We start from the raw sequence: 456 nt of genomic DNA on the forward strand, positions 1-456 counted from the left end.
GCTGGAAGATGGGCATGGGGTTCCTTCGGTCGGCATCGACAAGGCAAATCGGGCGGACAGCATAACGGATCGATGCGCGCTTGTGCGCTGCGGGGCGCGCCGATCGGCAGGCTTCGGTACCAGGCGGACGAGGTGATCGGCAAAACTTGCTCGGGGGAAACCCGTGTCGGGAAATTGCGGGTAGCAATCTGACGGACCGTCAGGATAATGACGTCAACCGGTTACGTTTCGTTACACCGGACTTGGCTATCGGGAGTCGGCAGCATGGATCTGGCAATGGCAATGGGCATCGCATTGTTCGGCATGTTCACGGGCAGCACGGTGCTGTTCTTCTACCAGCTCGGTCGCTGATTTCGTCGCGCGACGGAGCCTGTTCCGTCGCTGTCTGCCGGCTCGCCGTCCTCGGACCGCGGGGCGTTTGTTTTTCATGATCATTTCAATTAGCTGACAACGCGG

1 protein-coding gene is annotated in these 456 nt (G+C 59.9%); it reads left to right on the forward strand.

Annotated elements, in window-relative coordinates; all coding sequences use genetic code 11:
- The first annotated feature begins 207 nt into the window (after positions 1 to 207).
- On the forward strand, positions 208 to 351 hold the full coding sequence (locus FQ705_RS33910) for a hypothetical protein (RefSeq protein ID WP_186307761.1): 144 nt from the start codon (positions 208 to 210) through the stop codon (positions 349 to 351).
- Positions 352 to 456 lie beyond the last annotated feature (105 nt).

Source organism: Paraburkholderia sp. BCC1884 (assembly GCF_900996225.1).
Classification (GTDB): domain Bacteria; phylum Pseudomonadota; class Gammaproteobacteria; order Burkholderiales; family Burkholderiaceae; genus Paraburkholderia.

Excerpts from the sequence above, each read along its gene's own strand:
- FQ705_RS33910 (WP_186307761.1), top strand. The coding sequence starts at position 208 with ATGACGTCAACCGGTTACGTTTCGTTACACCGGACTTGGCTATCGGGA.